General features: G+C 33.4%; 10 protein-coding genes and 1 tRNA gene. 8 read left to right on the top strand and 3 right to left on the bottom strand.

What is annotated here, in order from left to right:
• Positions 1 to 236 precede the first annotated feature (236 nt).
• Positions 237 to 1049: an AraC family transcriptional regulator gene (locus FF52_RS15710; protein WP_008467023.1), complete on the top strand. Its 813-nt coding sequence runs from the start codon at positions 237 to 239 to the stop codon at positions 1047 to 1049.
• A gap of 11 nt (positions 1050 to 1060) precedes the next feature.
• Entirely contained in the window at positions 1061 to 1858 is a 798-nt protein-coding gene (locus FF52_RS15705; protein ID WP_008467022.1) for an SDR family NAD(P)-dependent oxidoreductase, read from the top strand.
• A 171-nt stretch (positions 1859 to 2029) separates the two neighbouring features.
• Here the strand turns inward: FF52_RS15705 and FF52_RS15700 are convergent, their stop codons facing one another.
• Positions 2030 to 2794 (bottom strand): ThuA domain-containing protein, encoded by a 765-nt coding sequence (locus FF52_RS15700; RefSeq protein WP_008467021.1) that lies wholly within the window; start codon positions 2792 to 2794, stop codon positions 2030 to 2032.
• Between the two features lie 208 nt (positions 2795 to 3002).
• On the opposite strand from FF52_RS15700, the gene FF52_RS15695 reads away from it, so the two are divergent.
• From FF52_RS15695 to FF52_RS15685, 3 genes are all read left to right on the top strand, one after another.
• Complete coding sequence (locus FF52_RS15695) at positions 3003 to 3773, top strand: helix-turn-helix domain-containing protein (protein WP_008467020.1); 771 nt, start codon at positions 3003 to 3005, stop codon at positions 3771 to 3773.
• Between the two features lie 78 nt (positions 3774 to 3851).
• The gene (locus FF52_RS15690) at positions 3852 to 4478 is read left to right on the top strand and encodes an NAD(P)-dependent oxidoreductase (protein WP_008467019.1); all 627 of its coding nucleotides are present in this window, start codon (positions 3852 to 3854) and stop codon (positions 4476 to 4478) included.
• A gap of 1 nt (position 4479) precedes the next feature.
• Positions 4480 to 4992 carry a DUF1772 domain-containing protein gene (locus FF52_RS15685; protein WP_008467018.1) on the top strand — a complete coding sequence of 171 codons (513 nt, stop codon included), beginning with the start codon at positions 4480 to 4482 and terminating at the stop codon, positions 4990 to 4992.
• Positions 4993 to 5094: 102 nt separating this feature from the next.
• Here FF52_RS15685 and FF52_RS15680 read toward each other — a convergent pair whose 3' ends face one another.
• Both FF52_RS15680 and FF52_RS15675 read right to left on the bottom strand, forming a co-directional pair.
• Positions 5095 to 9945 carry a RecQ family ATP-dependent DNA helicase gene (locus FF52_RS15680; RefSeq protein ID WP_008467017.1) on the bottom strand — a complete coding sequence of 1617 codons (4851 nt, stop codon included), beginning with the start codon at positions 9943 to 9945 and terminating at the stop codon, positions 5095 to 5097.
• A 212-nt stretch (positions 9946 to 10157) separates the two neighbouring features.
• Positions 10158 to 10230: transfer RNA gene (locus FF52_RS15675), tRNA-Met, on the bottom strand.
• A 117-nt stretch (positions 10231 to 10347) separates the two neighbouring features.
• Here FF52_RS15675 and era point away from each other — a divergent pair.
• From era to FF52_RS15660, 3 genes are all read left to right on the top strand, one after another.
• A complete protein-coding gene (gene era, locus FF52_RS15670) occupies positions 10348 to 11229 on the top strand; it encodes a GTPase Era (protein ID WP_008467016.1) in 882 nt (293 codons plus the stop codon).
• Between the two features lie 279 nt (positions 11230 to 11508).
• Positions 11509 to 12822, top strand: a complete 1314-nt coding sequence (gene der, locus FF52_RS15665; RefSeq protein ID WP_008467015.1) for a ribosome biogenesis GTPase Der — start codon at positions 11509 to 11511, stop codon at positions 12820 to 12822.
• A gap of 157 nt (positions 12823 to 12979) precedes the next feature.
• Positions 12980 to 15733 carry an outer membrane beta-barrel protein gene (locus tag FF52_RS15660; protein ID WP_008467013.1) on the top strand — a complete coding sequence of 918 codons (2754 nt, stop codon included), beginning with the start codon at positions 12980 to 12982 and terminating at the stop codon, positions 15731 to 15733.
• The last annotated feature ends 134 nt before the right edge of the window (positions 15734 to 15867 follow it).

Raw genomic sequence — 15867 nt, 5'->3', positions numbered from 1 at the left:
TATTAAATTATTGTAAAGCAATAACGGGTTTTATTTCGATAAAGTATGTTTATAAAAAAGCCTCAGAGAAATTTGAAGCTTTTTGATTTAGTAGCAGGAAACTCAAATATATAACCTACTTGTTATGCATCATTTAGGGAAAATATTTTTTGGCCACTACAAATTATTTGGACGTTTGAACAAAGTAGCAGATTAATATATTTAAGAAATTTGTATCAGATAAAAATGAGGAGAAAATGGAATCAAAAAAGGATCAAACTCTTTCAGAGCCAAAGGTTATGCATAACTTCTATTTGGGAGATAATGTCGAAAGTGAAGCTTTTGTGTCCGATCACATCTTTAGTTATATCATAAGTGGCAGACACGATGTATGGATAGGACATAAGAAATATACTTTTACGGCTGGTGATTACCGCTTCTTTAGAAGAAATCAATTAACAAAATCGATTAAGCATACAGAGGCTGACGGTTTCAACTCAATAGCTATTCATTTTGACCAAAATACTCTTAAAGAAATTTCGAAAGAAATCGGTTTTAAATCAGAAAGATTTCATGGTGAAGGAGTGAAGATTATCAGGGCAGATAGCATGTTGAAAAAATCTGTAGCTCTATTCATTGAATATACCCAAAGAAAAGAGGTTGACAGTGAAACTTTACGAATTAAAATTAAAGAACTGGTTTTAATACTTGCTGACATTGATCCTGAAATTAAGCAAATGCTGTTTGAATTTAATGAGCCCGGAAAACTGGATTTAGAAGGTTTTATGAATGGCCACTATAGATATAATGTTCCATTGGAAAAATTTGCCTTTCTAACTGGGCGCAGTTTGTCAGGCTTTAAAAGAGATTTTGCGAAATTGTTTAAGATTACTCCCAGCAGATGGCTTACTAAAAAACGGCTTTCTGAAGCAAGATACTTAATAGAAAATTGCAAGCATAGCCCAAGTGACATTTACTTAGAAATAGGTTTTGTTAATATGTCTCATTTCTCTTACGCATACAAAAAAGAATTTGGTATATCTCCTTTACAAAAAAATAAGAATAATTAATTATAGATAAAATGGATTTAAAATTAAAAGGAAAAAGAGCGCTTGTAACGGGTTCGAGTTCGGGACTTGGCGAATCAATAGTTAAAATGTTGGCAAATGAAGGAGCGACTGTTATAGTTCATGGTAGAAATAAAGATCGTGCTAATGTTGTGTGTCAGGAAATTATTAGCAATGGAGGAAGTGCTGAAATAGCTTTAGGAGATATTAGTACCGATAGTGGAGCTGATGAGGTTGCTTCTGCAGCTCTTAAAAATGGTCAAATTGATATTTTAATTAACAACGCAGGGGCAACATCCCATAAATCTTGGGGCGAAGCAACAGCAGATGATTGGGCTGAAATTTATAACAATAATGTCGTTTCATATGTAAGAATGATTCAGCGTATAGTGCCGCAGATGAAAACATTAGGTTGGGGACGAGTTATTCATATCGGTGGAGGGCTAGGCATACAGCCTATTAAGGAGCAGCCACATTATAATGCGACCCTTGCTGCAAGACATAATCTTTCTATTTCACTTGCGAGATCATTGAAAGAAACTGGAATAACCTCAAATATTGTTTCTCCTGGAGCAATTATAAATCCTATGGTTGAAGATTGGCTTGTAAATTCTGCAACTAAGTTTAATTGGGGGACAAATTTAGAAGAAATAAAATCTAAGGCTGTAGAACAGTTAATTCCAAATGATACTGGACGATTTGGAGAGCCTGAAGAAATTGCTGGTACAGTTGCATATCTCTGTAGTACTTATGCTAATTACATTAGTGGAGCTACCATTAGGGTAGATGGCGGGACGATTAAATGCATGTAAAAGATCTTTGTAAAATTTTCTAATAAACTAAATGCTTGCATACAATTGGACAGTATTTATTCAAGTAAAGAAAGCTTCAGAGAAGTCTGAAGCTTTCTTTATTAGTTTAGAAAATTATGCCTTACACAAATTTGATTATTTCATCTTTTTTGATGTATAATTTTGTATAAACTATTTCCCTAAAGCATAGGTAATTCCTCCGAGTAAATGCTGTACAAAAAGAGGATCGCTATAACTTTCAGAGCTGTGTCCTAAGGCAGTGTAAAATACTCTGCCACCATCATATTCATGATACCATGCCAGAGGATGATTATCGCCATGTTTACCACCTTTATACGAAGATTCATCAATTTTTATAAGCACGTTTACGTTTGGGTTTAAATATTTAAAATTGTACCATTCGTCTTTTCTTTCCCAGATTGCAGGAAGATGTTTTGTAGACGGATGTTCGTGATCTACAATCATAAGTTTGGCATTTTGCGGCTCAGGATGTCCTTCAAAAATTCCGCCGATCATTTGCGTATACCAAGACCAATTTGGTTCGCAGTTTGTAGCCGAATGAATGCCGACAAAACCATTTCCGTTTTCTATGAATTTTTGTAAAGCCAATTTTTGATTTTCGCCTAAAACATTACCTGAGGCACTTAAAAATATAACGGCTTGATATTGTTTCAAGTTTTTTGAATTAATTGCCAGAGAGTCTTCAGTAGCGTCTACAATAAAATGATTTTCTTGTCCCAGTTTTTTTATCGCTGCAATTCCGGAGGGAATGCTTTCATGTCTGAAGCCATTGGTTTTAGAAAAAATCAGCACTTTTTTGGTTTTATAAGAAGTGCTCTGTTCTGTATTTTTTATATGGAAAGAAACCAAGAAATAGCTGGTTAGTACAATGAAGCTGAATAAAAATGATTTTTTTATTGAAAACAGTTGGCTCATTTTATATGATTTTATTTTGGGAAGATAGAAAAAAAATATTTTTGAAGACTGTGTTTTTTAGTTTATTGCAAAATAGCTAGTTCTGAATAATCAGATTGCTTTAGTGTTACTGTTGTTGACAGTTGAAAAGCTTCATAAATGTCTCGAAATTTGCGTTTTGGAAAATTTTCAGATATTTGATAGATATAAAATCGGTAATCACAATAATATGAACTATCAAAATATTGTTCCCGAAGACTCTATTTCTCTTTTTGTGAAAAATATATGGGTGTTTGAAAATGAAGATAAAAATATACATACAACATTGCCTTTTTTTGCAGATGGTTGTCCAGGTTTAATGTTTCAGCAAACCGATCACGGATTGATCGTAAAACCTCACGATAAAAAGATGCCGGAAGTTTTTCTTTATGGCCAAACCATTTTGCCAATTGAGCTTGAGATTTCGGGCGCATTTCTTATTATCGTTTTTCAGTTGTATCCCTACGTTTTGAAGACATTTTTTGATATACAGCCCCAGAGCATAAATGACAATTGTTACTACTTTGATGATACTGAAGAAGATATAAGCTGGCTTAAAAAACAACTAGAATTGAGCGAAAGCGTAAAAGATAAAATTGAAATTATATCAAAATTGCTTTTACGGTATTTTGAAAAGAAAAAAGAAAACCTTGATTTTGAAATACGGCAAGGTATAGAATACATTTTTCAAACAAAAGGTCAAGAAAGTATCCGCTCGATTGCTGGTAAATTAAAGTTCAATATTCGCACCTTTGAGCGAAGATTTCTAACTGAAACAGGGCTTACTCCCAAGCAATTTGCCAAGATTATCCAATTTCAAGCCTCATTAGATCAATTGACAGTTAAAGATTATGAAAAACATACCGACATTGTATATCAGAATGGGTTTTCAGATCAATCTCATTTTATAAAAGTTTTTAAAGCTTTTACTGGTAAAACTCCAAAATCATTTGAGAAATAATTATCACTGTCGCTTTTATTCTATTTTAGGACATTTATCTATTGCAATTTTGTATCACTAATCTTAAATATTGATACAATGAAAGTTATAATCTTTGGAGCCACAGGTACAGTTGGCATTGAAATCGTAAAACAAGCATTAAAAAATGGTGATGAAGTAACAGCTTTTGTTCGTGATCCTCAAAAACTACAAAGCATTTCTCATCCTAACCTTCATATTCATGTAGGTGATGTTTTGAGTTTGAATGATGTTGAGAACGCGCTACAGAATCACGAAGCTGTTTTTTGTGCCTTAGGCGATGGTAGAAAAGGTAAAATACGTGCAGAAGGAACAAAAAACATTATTGAAGCCATGAGAAAAAAAGGATTAAATAGGCTGATTTGCCAAACGACGCTCGGCTTGGGCGAAAGCTATGGAAATCTTAATTTTATCTGGAAACACGTTATGTTCGGAATGTTGCTAAAAAAAGCATTTAAAGACCATAAGTTGCAAGAGAAATATATTTTGGACAGCAGTTTGGATTATACAATTGTTCGACCTAGTGCCTTTACGGATGGCCAAATTACCAATACGTATCGCATAGGTTTTGACGGAAGTTATAAAAAACTCAATCTGAAAATTGCCCGTAAAGAAGTTGCAGATTTTATGATACGTCAACTAAATACCAATGAATATTTAAAAAGAACCGTTAGCATTTCCAATTAAAATGAGAGCATCAAATATTCTACTAATTGTTACGGCAACGACAACAGCATTAATGGCTGGGCTTTTCTTTTCGTACTCGATTTCGGTGAGCTTAGGATTGGGAAAACTAAACGATAAGGAGTTTCTAAATGCCATGCAGAATATTAATCGAGAGATTCAAAATATGCCATTTTTCATTTGTTTTTTTGGCACTTTACTTTTGCTTCCAATTACTAGTTTTCTGCATTACAAAAAGAAATCGTTTCTGTTGCTCTTTATAGCTACACTGTTTTATTCAATTGGTGTGTTTGCTGTAACGGCGTTTGTAAACGTTCCTCTAAATAATAAGCTGGAGTTGTTTGAACTTTCAAATGTTTCAAGTACAAGTGCGAGACAAATGAGAAATATCTTCGAAGACCGTTGGAATTTTTGGAATAACATAAGATCGCTATCTTCCTTATGCAGCTTGTTTTTCGTTATTTTGGCCTGTGTTTATAATTCGCCTAAAACTAGAAAGATTGCTTTTGATAGATGAAATGTTAACAAATAGATTTAGTATTTTGCAATAAAGCAGCTCTAGAAAAAAACTGAAGCTGTTTTTATTTTTAGTTGGCTTGTAATAAGGAATATCTCATTTTTAATGATGTCTATTAATTTCAAAATAAAGCTCAGGTAATATAACTTTGATATCCTGTGCAGTTTCTTCTTTAAACCAATGCAATATGAAATTTATCTTCGCGCTTTTTAATTCGTACTGTTTTGATTTCATTATTTCGATTTTCTCAATGAAATGTTTTGAGAATTTCAACACAGATTGACCACTTGAGTTTAAGCATTCGTTACTTTCAACAAAAAGTATTTCTCCACACGTGAGTTGGGAAACTAAAGTTTGTCTTTCTATAAAGAAGTCAAGCCAAATATCTTTTAAGGTTGCATGAACAGCAATTTTATCAGGAGGCATATAAATTTCAAGATCATTTTTATGTTCAAGATTTTCAGCAGTTAAAAAATTGAGATAATCTCCATTTAAATGGATATTTAGATTGCGTTTGGCTCGAGTCATGGCTACGTACAATTGACGTTTAGCTTCATCTGTAATTGCATTAAAGTTTTCAAGTAAGAGATATACATTGTCAAACTCTTTTCCTTTAGCTTTATGAATGGTTGATACAAAAATTGTTTCGCCATTTTCACTATAAAAATCCTCCAATTTAGATTCCCTAATTAAAACTTCCAAATCAGATTTGTATTTTCTATTAGGATTAGTAGTTTCAAAATCTTTTATGATATTCTGACAAATCTCCAGTTTGTTGCTTTTGCGGAAAGTGTTATTTAACTCAATTTTTGCCTTATCCCAAATTTCATCACTAATGGTGTAAACACCCGATTCTGAATCTATTTCATTCAATAAAAATCTAACTTCAACAAGATTGGACAAATTAAAACCATCATTAGATTGTATTAATTTTGCCATTATGCCATTTTTTAAAAGCAATCCTGCAACTTTTATAGCTTCTTCGTTAGTTTTCGTAATTACACAAGTAGTTCCAGAAAGATCTGCGTTGCATACGTCGTGTACCAAAGGTGTTATCAAATTGCCATTTTGGTGCGTAACAATCTTGATTTTTCCATTATCAATTTGATTTGCAATAATTTGTGTTTCTTTTAGACGGTGCTGGATTTGTTGAACAAATTGATTTGTAAACATAACCAAATTGTTTTTGCTGCGATAATTTTCGACCAATTCATGTTTTATTGCTTTATTTTGATAGATGAACTGTTCAAGATATTTAGAACTCGCGCCTCTAAATTCATAAATATTTTGATCATCATCTCCAACTGCAATAACTCTCATATCCTCATTCTGCTCAAGCAAAGCGTTTATTAGTGCAAACTCATCAGAATTCATATCTTGGGCTTCGTCGATGACCAAAACAGTTTTAGTTATTTTATTAGTTTCAACATCACCGTTTTTAATTTTTTCGACTGTAGTGTTTAAAATATCGGTAGATTTTTCTAAAGTGCCAACCTTGCCTAAAAGATCAAAACAATAAGAATGAAATGTCTTAATTTCGATAAAATTGGCTGCATTACCTATAAGCTTTAATAAACGCTTTTTAAATTCGATAACGGCAGCTCTTGAGAACGTCAACATGAGCAATTGTTCATGTTTTACATCTTCCATTAACAATAGCGAAGCCAATTTATGGACCAATACCTTCGTTTTGCCACTGCCTGGACCCGCAGCAACAACGATATGTTGTGTTTCATTGTCTTTTATAATTTTTAATTGTGCGGGAGAAAGTTCTCCAAATAGCTGTCTAAATTTTGCTGGAGTAATATTTCTTTTAATCTCGTTCTGTCTTTCGCTTCCTTTAAAATATTTATTTAAAAAGGAACTGTAGTTGAGCTGAAAATAATCTTCTACAAACTGAAGTGCATTTTTGTAATCATTAATCATTCTTTGAGCATATTCGCCCACTATGTGAATTTGCTGGACTTTGCTTTCATAAAATTGATTGAGTTTTTGATAATCGTCTTTAGTATATCGTTTTTTATTATCCTGTTCAGTTCGCTCGATTGTTAAAGCATTATAAACTACAAGAAAACCGCCTTCGATCTTTATTGCTTCGATTCGCGAAAGATAGAATAATGTATCTTCAATGTCATAAATAGTTATTTCTTTTTTGAAAAGATTGGAGCTGTTATCATAAGCAACTTTTAGTTCGTGTACTGAAAACTCGACCAAAATTTCATCTTTATCTGTCTGATTTTTTGCAGTTTCGGAACTGGTTTTGTTAAAAAAGAAGTCAACAATAAACTTTGCAAGTTCGTATCGTATTTCAAGTTTATCAGTTAATTGCTTCTTGCTTTGAAGGCAGAGTATTGCAATATGGTTCTTAAAATGATCTAAGTTTTTTCTTTTAATCCAGTTTTTAATAGACCAAAAGTTAATTATCGTTTTTATTTTATTGGTGTTTACACCTTCACAGCCCTCTTTTTCAGCAAACTCATTTAATTCTTTCAAATGAAAAATACTCTCATCTTCTTTTAATATCGACAATAAAAACTTTTCAATTTTGCTGTATGACTCTACAATGGCTAAAGACCGATTTTTATTGTCTGTATTTTTTATAAATGCAGTCAAATCTTTGGCATCGGCCAGAATATTTTCTTCTCGCAATAAGCTTATAATATTGATGACTTCTTCTCGTACAATGCCTAAATGATCACTAATATAGTCTACTCTCGATTCTGGAGTTTCGCTGTTAGTTTCTTTTCTGCTTTTACTAGAAAAGAGTTTTTTCATAATGCGTACACCTTGTTCCTTTTGCTTTTCTTCAAATTTTTTCGAAGCTTCTATTTTGTTAATAGCTTCCTGTGCATTTTTAGATAAAATGCTGCTTGCAAACACCCTTGGCATGTTCTGTCCACGCTTTAAATAACCTGCATCTTCCAAGGCTGCTATTGCTGTAGTTACACGTGTTTCAATTTCTGCAACATTATCATCCCAACCTGCTTTTCGGGCAATTTCTAATGCAGAATTAGATACCTTAGATCGAAATCTAGTAATATCCTTTATTGCTTTCCAGACCTGCTGGATTTCTTTTATAGAAAGTTTGGTTTGGTTAAGAAGAATAAAATGTTTGCTGAGGTCTTCCTCATTAAACAATACAAAACAATCGCCTGATATATTTTCATCCCTGCCTGCACGTCCAGCTTCTTGAACATAATTTTCGAGCGAATCGGAGATTTCATAATGAATGACTAACCCTATATCTTTTTTGTCTACTCCCATACCAAATGCAGAAGTGGCTACCATAATTTGAGTTTCGCCATTTAAAAAGGAATTCTGGTTTTCATTCTTCTCCTTTTTGTCCATTTTCCCATGGTATGGTTTAGCATTAAAGCCATCTTTTAATAGCTGGTCAGCTAACTTATTGGCTTTAAGTGTTCTGGATACATAAATAATTGTTGGACAGTTTTTCTCTTCAATTAAGTCTCTCGTAGCCAAATATTTTTCTTCTTCATTTTGCTTTTCAAAAACTCTATACTGAAGATTAGTTCTTGATGCTTTTGATGTAAATAATTCAAGTTCGATTGATAATTTTTCTCTAAAATAGTCTCTTATGTCTTCAATTACCTTTTGTTTGGCTGTTGCGGTAAAGCAGGATACTGGTATACCTTCGTCTAGATTTTTCTTTTCTTGAATTAATTTTATAAAATCGCCAATATATAGATAATCAACCCTGAAATCTTGTCCCCATGATGAAAAACAATGAGCTTCATCAATTACAAAACGGGCTATTTTTCTTCCTAAAATTAACTTCTCGATAGTCTTTGAGCGAAGAGATTCAGGTGAAATGTATAGAATAGAAGCAGAGCCATCTTCAATTCTTTCAAATGATTTTGCTCTTTCAATTGGGTCTAATAGTCCATTAATAGTTACCGCTTGCGTTATTCCATTTTTTTCAAGGTTGTCAACTTGATCTTTCATTAAAGACTGGAGTGGAGAAATTATAATAGTTAGTCCTTTTGAGTTTTCGGCACTCATAAGTGCTGGAACTTGAAAAGTAATTGATTTTCCTCCGCCAGTTGGAAAAACAGCCAGAACCGACTTATTATTTACAGCTGCATTAACAGCTTTTTCTTGAAGAGGTTCGCCTCCATAAGTGCGATAAGAATCAAAACCAAAAAATTTTTTTAACCCTTTGTGGATGTTCAGAGCATTATTGCAATAATTGCATCCAGTTATGCAAGGTTTGCTTCGTAATAATAACATTATGCTTTCTACCTCAGGATAGTTCTTTAGAACCCAGGGAGGCGTAATGGAGTAAACGTTTCTGTGAACTATAAATGAATTAATAAGCGATAGGCAGTAAGCCAATTCAATGGGATGTTCAGCCTTTATTTTGCTAATATTTGAGTGTTCGCAAATTTCACCTTGGAATTTTAATCTAATCTGCGCTTCCAAATTGGATCTAGTACTCTTATAATTTATAAAACGAAAAAAAGCACCAAATTCTTTTGTGGGATGTAAAAGAGAATAAAAAATTTCTTTAAGTACTTCATCAATTTGTGAAAAAGCGGCAACTTCACCATTAAATAAATCACGAGCCTTAATGGAATCGTTTAATGGATTATTAAGTTCTTCTGTCTGAAGTTTATCATCTTTTAATAAAGCATGGTAAGGTTTTGTTGGAAATAGTAGGGGAGATAAATGTAAGGTATCAATTATGTTTCTAGGAGGAACACCAGCTTCATTGATAGTTTGGTCAATAAATTTAATATCATGATTTAAGATATTGTGACCACAGATATACTCGCTTCCTTTCAGAAACTGGGTAAAATTTCCTAGGGAAACACTATGAAAGCGATTACCATCTTCTTTAATTGCACCTATATCAAGGATTTTACCTTTAGCCGATTCGATTTCGGTATCTATAAAGGTAATTAACGAGGTGTTATTTTGTTTGTCTATTGCCATTAAACACAACGAGATTATATTTGGATTTTCTAATGAGAATAAATAGGCAAATATTTAAATAAGAGGATGATAGATAGCTAATTTAGCATTTAATTTCTAAAATCAAAACACTTTTGTAAATAAGCTTTTTTTTGTTAAATCGGGAGAAGCCATGGATGCGTTTTTGGTAGAAAACAAAAAAGCTTCAGATTTCTCTGAAGCTTTTGTCTGTGTAGCGGGAACAGGACTCGAACCTGTGACCTTCGGGTTATGAGCCCGACGAGCTGCCTACTGCTCTATCCCGCGATGTTTCGGGTGCAAAGATACGCCGATTTTTTAAAAATCCAACGAAAACTTTAAAAAATGTTTTATTTTCTGTATTGAGTTGATATGACTACCTTTGCATCTTAAAATATCATGCAAATGTCACATAAAGCAGGTTTCGTAAATATTATCGGAAATCCAAATGTTGGAAAATCAACATTGATGAACGCTTTCGTTGGAGAACGATTGTCGATCATTACATCAAAAGCACAAACTACACGTCATAGAATTCTAGGAATCGTAAACGGAGAAGACTTTCAATTGGTTCTATCTGATACGCCTGGAATCATCAAACCAGCATACGAAATGCAGGAATCGATGATGAACTTTGTAAAATCGGCTTTTGAAGATGCTGACATTTTAATCTACATGGTCGAAATAGGGGAGCAGGACTTGAAAGACGAAGACTTCTTCAAGAAAATCATTCATGCTAAGATTCCGGTTTTATTGCTTTTAAATAAAATTGATAATTCAAACCAAGAACAATTAGAACAGCAAGTGGCTTTTTGGAAAGAAAAAGTGCCAAACGCAGAAATTTTCCCAATTTCGGCTTTGCAGAATTTCAACGTTCCAGAAGTCTTTGGAAGAATTATCGAATTATTGCCAGAATCACCACCTTATTACCCGAAAGATCAATTAACGGACAAACCAGAACGTTTCTTCGTAAATGAAACTATCCGTGAGAAAATCTTATTGAACTACGCTAAAGAAATTCCATACGCAGTTGAAATTGTAACAGAAGAATTTCATGAAACAGACAATATTATTAGAATCCGTTCGGTAATTATGGTGGAGCGCGATACACAAAAAGGAATCATTATCGGACATAAAGGCGCAGCTTTGAAAAAAGTTGGAACCGATGCCCGTGCTGATTTAGAGAAATTCTTCGGAAAACAAATTCACATTGAGCTTTACGTAAAAGTGAACAAAAATTGGAGAAGCAACGCAAATATGCTGAAACGATTTGGTTATAACCAGTAAAAAGAGTTTTCAGTCTCGGTTTACAGTCTCAGTCTGAAAACTGTAACTGAATTGTAAACTAAAATATATCAAAAAAATAGTTGCTAAAAAAGTAGTATGCTTTAGTTTAGAGTCCCATTTTGATCAGTTTTTTTGACTGAATACTTAAAACTGTGACTGCAAACTAAAAAAGATTACCTTTGCAAAAAATTTAAATAAAGCATTTTGGATTATAAGTGATTAGGTTTTTAGGAAGCTAAGAATCTGAAATCTAAAGTCTAAAATCTAAAATTCAATAAAATGAGTAATAACATTGTTGCGATAGTAGGAAGACCTAATGTAGGGAAATCGACCCTTTTTAATAGGCTGATACAAAGAAGAGAAGCTATTGTAGATTCAGTATCTGGGGTTACCCGTGATAGAAACTATGGTAAAAGCGAGTGGAACGGAAAAGAGTTTTCTGTCATTGATACAGGTGGATATGTTCGAGGATCTGATGATATTTTCGAAGGTGAAATCCGTAAACAGGTAGAGCTTGCTATCGACGAAGCCGATGTTATTATTTTTGTGGTGGATGTTGAAGAAGGGATTACGCCAATGGATGAAACCGTTGCAAAATTGCTTCGTAAAGTTACAAAACCAGTTTTATTGGCTGTAAATAAGGTTGACAACGCGATGCGTGAGAAAGACGCAGTTGAGTTTTATAACCTTGGTTTGGGCGATTATTATACTTTTGCAAGTATTTCTGGAAGTGGAACAGGAGATTTATTGGATGCCTTAATTGAAGCTTTCCCAGAAAAACCAGAGCCAGTTACACCAGAAGTTGAATTGCCGCGTTTTGCAGTTGTAGGTCGTCCGAATGCTGGAAAATCTAGTTTTATCAATGCTTTGATTGGTAAAGATCGTTATATTGTGACCGATATTGCTGGAACAACTCGTGACGCTATTGATACTAAATTTGACCGTTTTGGTTTTGAATTTAATTTGGTGGATACTGCAGGAATTCGCCGTAAAGCAAAAGTAAAAGAAGATTTAGAGTTTTACTCTGTAATGCGTTCTGTTAGAGCAATTGAACATGCTGATATTTGTATTTTGGTAATCGACGCTACACGCGGATTTGAAGGTCAGGATCAAAGTATTTTCTGGCTAGCAGAGAAAAACCGTAAAGGTGTTGTAATCCTGGTAAACAAATGGGATTTGGTCGAAAAAGATACCATGTCAACTCGTGATTACGAAGAGAAAATCAAAAAAGAATTGATGCCATTTACAGATGTGCCAATCTTATTCGTTTCGGCTTTAACAAAACAGCGTTTATTGAAAGCGCTTGAAGCAACGGTTCAAGTTTACGAAAATAGAAAACAAAGAATTCCGACTTCAAAATTCAACGAATACATGCTGAAGGTGATTGAATCTTATCCGCCACCAGCAATGAAAGGGAAGTATGTAAAAATTAAATATTGCATGCAGTTACCAACTCAAACGCCGCAATTTGTGTTTTTTGCCAATTTACCGCAATATGTTAAAGAGCCTTATAAACGATACTTGGAAAATAAAATTCGTGAGAAATGGGATTTTGCAGGAGTTCCGATCGATATTTACATCAGAGAAAAATAAAAAAAAAATCCCCTTGAATAGGGGATTTTTTTATGTTTGGTGTCTTGATTATTAAAAGATCGCTTTTTGTATTGGCATCATATTTGGTTAAATGTAAAAAACACAATTAAACCTTTTCTGTTTTTTTTAGTCTTACCGATCTAACTAACCTAATTTTATGACCAGAATTTATTCATTTCTATTGTTTTTAGCTTTTGTTTATTCGGCAAACGCCCAAAATAATATCGTTATTAAAGGGACCGTAGTCGATATTAACTCGCAGCTTCCGCTTGAACTCGCCACGGTTTACTTCACAGCAGTAAAAGATTCAACCATTATTGAATATGCTACAACCGATAAAAACGGAAATTTTATTATCAATACCAAAAAGTTTGATAAGCCAGTTTTCTTAAAAGTAAATTATACAGGATACCAAGCCTATTTTGAAGAGCAAAAAGGGCTTACAGAAAGTAAAGATTTCGGAAAACTGTATATGCTTGAAAACGCCAATGTTTTAAATGAGGTGGTAATTAAAAGCGAAGCACCGCCAATTACCATTAAAAAAGACACTTTAGAATTTAATGCAGGCTCTTATAAAGTGCGTCCTGATGCAAATGTGGAAACATTACTGAAACAGTTGCCAGGATTTGATGTTGATAATACCGGAAAAATTACGGTAAATGGGCGAGAAGTCAATCAGGTTTTAGTCAACGGAAAAGCATTTTTTGATAAAGATGGAGCTATTGCCATTAAAAACCTCCCGGCTGATATTATTAAAAAAGTTCAGGTTTCTGATTTTAAAACCAAAAAAGAAGAACTGGCCAAACAAGAATCGACTTCAGATTATTCGAGTATAAACATTACCATTGACGAAAAGAAAAATAAAGGCTATTTCGGTAAAGTGCTTGGAGGATATGGTTCAGACGAACGCTATGAAAGCAGTTTAATGATGAACTTTTTTAAAAATAAACAAAAAATAAGCGTATTGGCTTCTTCAAACAATATCAACTCAACCGGATTCTCTATGGATGAGGTTTTTGATAATATGGGAGGCGGACGAAATGCTAAAGGCGGAAGTCAAGGCGCTAGCAGTGGAGGAAAAGGAATTACGCAATCTACTTTGGCCGGAATTAATTATTCTGATGATTGGACCAAAGATTTGGAGTTTATGAGCAGTTATAATTTTACAAATGCCGTGACTAAAAATGATAGCAAATCGAATCAGCTTAGTCTGTTGCCAACAGGGAATATTTTAACCGAAGCAGATTCTAAAACCAGAAATGAAAATACAGGAAACAAAGTCAATTTCGAGTTAGAATACAAAATCAATCCAACTATGCAGATTGTTTTTGCTCCTAAATTGAATTTATCAGAATCTAATAATAATGCTGAATCTTCAACTTTCTCACAAAATGAAAATGGCGATGCATTAAACGAAAGTACAGCCACATCGCATACCGAAAGTTCTAATACAAGTTTTGCTAACAGTATTAACTTCAATAAAACTTTTAAGAAGCAATCGCGAAATTTAAGTGTGGTTTTTAATAACAATAACACTAAAAATGATTCGAACGGAATCAATATTTCTGAGACTATTTTTTATCAAGATAATAAACCAAATGATGAAAGAAATCAGAATGCAAAAAATACATCAAAAAGCGATGCGTATTCGCTTGACTTAGAATACACAGAGCCTGTGACAGATTCGCTGAGATTGCGTTTCGGAACCGATTTTGATTGGCAGAGTTCTATGAACGATCAAAAGACATTTAATTTTGATGATGCTTCGCAAGAATATTCAGATTTAAATTTATCACTGACCAATTATACCACATCAAAACAAAATTCGATTACGCCAAAAGTGGGGATTACTTGGCAAAAAAGTAAATTTACGCTGAATGTAAATTCGAGAACATCAATTGTGGAGTTTGATAATCATTCCTTTTATTTAAATCAGGCTACAGATCTGAATAAAAGATATATGCTTCCGTACGGAACAGCCCAGCTTCGATACAAATTTAACCGTTCTAAAAACTTAACTTTCAAATATGATTACTCTAATGCACTTCCGTCGGCAACACAATTAATGCCAGTTGCAGATTTAAATAATCCGTTAAACAGCGTAATCGGAAACCCAAATCTTAATCCGATTGAAAAAAGTACTGCGGGTATCGATTTTAAGAATTTTGACTTTAGAACGCGTTCTGGCTATAGTTTATTTCTTAAAGGAGATTATTATAATAATGATATTGTTTCTACTTCGATTTATGATGATAGCGGAAAAAGAAATACAACTTACGTAAATATTTCAGGAACTTACTCGGCTTCGGTTGGAGGAAACTGGAATCAGCAGATTAAAAAAGATGCACACACTTTAAGATACGGGTTGCGTTTAAGCGGTAATTATAATTTTGATAAAGGATTTACAAATGCGGTTTTATATTACGCAAAATCGGTTGTAGTTACGCCAAGTGTTTATGCTTCTTATGATTATGGCGAAGTGCTTTCTATTGCGCCATCTTACAGTTTATCATACAACGAAACGCGATATGAAAATTTTTCAAGAGACGCGACTTCAAACGTAATTCACAGAATTAATATGCAGACAACATCGTATTGGCCTGCTAATTTAATTTTTGGGAATGACTTTGGATATACTTATAATTCGAATATTTCAGACGATTTTAAAAAGGATTTCTTCCTTTGGAATACAAGTTTGTCTTACGGATTTTTAGATAAAAAACTTTATGCTAAAGTGAAAGTGTACGATGTTTTAAATCAAAACCAAAGTGCAACAAGAACCATTTCGCCAACTTCTATTCGAGATGAAGAGAATACAGTTTTAAAACGATATGTGATGTTTTCTTTAGCTTATAAAATTGGAAATTTTGCTGAAAGCAAAAAAGGAGGAAGGAGACAGAGAGGATCTTAGTTTTTAAGGTGCAAAGGTTCAGAGGAACAAAGGTTCAAAGGAGCAGAGGTTCAAAGGGACAAAGATTAAAAAAAACCGAAAATCAAATTTTTGATTTTCGGTTTTTTTATTAGAAAATCTAAAATCTAAAATCT

Source organism: Flavobacterium sp. F52 (genome assembly GCF_000278705.1).
In the GTDB taxonomy this organism is placed as follows: Bacteria; Bacteroidota; Bacteroidia; order Flavobacteriales; family Flavobacteriaceae; genus Flavobacterium; species Flavobacterium anhuiense.
This window is presented reverse-complemented; position numbering and strand designations above follow the sequence as displayed.

Coding starts and splice junctions, on each gene's coding strand:
- FF52_RS15710 (WP_008467023.1), top strand. CDS start 237: ATGGAATCAAAAAAGGATCAAACTCTTTCAGAGCCAAAGGTTATGCAT.
- FF52_RS15705 (WP_008467022.1), top strand. CDS start 1,061: ATGGATTTAAAATTAAAAGGAAAAAGAGCGCTTGTAACGGGTTCGAGT.
- FF52_RS15700 (WP_008467021.1), bottom strand. CDS start 2,794: ATGAGCCAACTGTTTTCAATAAAAAAATCATTTTTATTCAGCTTCATT.
- FF52_RS15695 (WP_008467020.1), top strand. CDS start 3,003: ATGAACTATCAAAATATTGTTCCCGAAGACTCTATTTCTCTTTTTGTG.
- FF52_RS15690 (WP_008467019.1), top strand. CDS start 3,852: ATGAAAGTTATAATCTTTGGAGCCACAGGTACAGTTGGCATTGAAATC.
- FF52_RS15685 (WP_008467018.1), top strand. CDS start 4,480: ATGAGAGCATCAAATATTCTACTAATTGTTACGGCAACGACAACAGCA.
- FF52_RS15680 (WP_008467017.1), bottom strand. CDS start 9,945: ATGGCAATAGACAAACAAAATAACACCTCGTTAATTACCTTTATAGAT.
- era (WP_008467016.1), top strand. CDS start 10,348: ATGTCACATAAAGCAGGTTTCGTAAATATTATCGGAAATCCAAATGTT.
- der (WP_008467015.1), top strand. CDS start 11,509: ATGAGTAATAACATTGTTGCGATAGTAGGAAGACCTAATGTAGGGAAA.
- FF52_RS15660 (WP_008467013.1), top strand. CDS start 12,980: ATGACCAGAATTTATTCATTTCTATTGTTTTTAGCTTTTGTTTATTCG.